The organism is Halomonas sp. PBN3 (assembly GCF_000475415.1).
Classification (GTDB): Bacteria; Pseudomonadota; Gammaproteobacteria; order Pseudomonadales; family Halomonadaceae; genus Halomonas; species Halomonas shengliensis.
Genome location: NZ_AXCA01000130.1, coordinates 1 through 1184 on the forward strand (window position 1 = coordinate 1; position 1184 = coordinate 1184).

Here is a 1184-nt window from a genome sequence, read left to right on the forward strand (position 1 = left end):
TGTGCGCATGCGCATGGGCTTCCACTGGCGGCCTGCCGCGGCGCGCAAGCGCGTGCCGGGCGGCGAGCTGGCGGCCTGTCCTCAGTGTGGCGGCACGGTGATCGACAGCGACAACGAAGCGGTATCGCTGTCGCAGTTTCTCCGTGAGGAGCGGCGCCACAAGTGCCGGCACTGTCACAGTCCTCTCTGGACGCTGATGCGGCCACAGCGGGCGACGGGCAGCCTGCAACGCGACCTGGTACTCAAGGCGCTGCGCAAGCTGCCCGCCATCGGCAAGGTCTCCTCGGAGCGCCTGGTGCAGCAGTTTGGCGAGGAATTCCTGGCCACGCTGCTGGGTGACAACATCCACGAGTTCATCAACCTCATGGATGAGAATGGGGAGCTGGTGTTCTCTGACCGGCAGGCGGCTCGCATGGAGCGCGCCATGGCCACGATGGAGTTCGGCTTTGGTGAAGGCGGCTATCAGCCGACCGAGTTCATCAAACGGCAGCTGCCGGATCACACCTTCGATCTGCTGATCGTGGACGAGGGCCATGAGTACAAGAACGCCGGGTCGGCCCAGGGCCAGGCCATGGGCGTGCTGGCAGCCAAGGCGCGTAAGTCGCTGCTGCTGACCGGCACCCTGATGGGCGGCTATGCCGACGACCTGTTCCACCTGTTGTTCCGCATCCTCACGCCGAAGATGCTCGAGGACGGCTATCGCCCCAACGGGCGCGGCTCGATGGGGCCTGCGGCCATGTCGTTCCTGCGTGATCATGGGGTGTTGAAGGACATCTACACCGAGCGCGATGGAGAGTCGCACAAGACAGCGCGAGGCAAGAAGCTGTCGGTGCGCACCGTCAAGGCCCCGGGCTTCGGCCCCAAGGGGATCATGCGCTACGTGCTGCCCTTCACCGTCTTCCTCAAGCTTCTTCCTCAAGCTCAAGGACATCGGTGGCAACGTGTTGCCGCCCTACGATGAGGAGTTCATCGAGGTGCCGATGGACGACGAGCAGGCCTTTGCCTATCGGCGGCTCGAGGGTCAACTGACCACCGAGCTCCGACAGGCCCTGGCACGCAAGGACACCACCCTGCTGGGTGTGGTGCTCAATGCGCTGCTGGCCTGGCCGGATTGCTGCTTCCGACCGGAGACGGTCAAGCATCCGCGCTCGGGCAGTCTGCTGGCGTTCGTGAAGAGCCTCTAT

2 pseudogenes are annotated in these 1184 nt (G+C 64.6%); both read left to right on the forward strand.

The features are described from left to right. A pseudogene (locus Q673_RS36840) lies at positions 1-961 on the forward strand (DEAD/DEAH box helicase); the annotation flags it as partial. Continuing rightward, positions 945-1184, forward strand: a pseudogene (locus tag Q673_RS37215) (DEAD/DEAH box helicase); the annotation flags it as partial. The pseudogenes Q673_RS36840 and Q673_RS37215, both read left to right, overlap by 17 nt.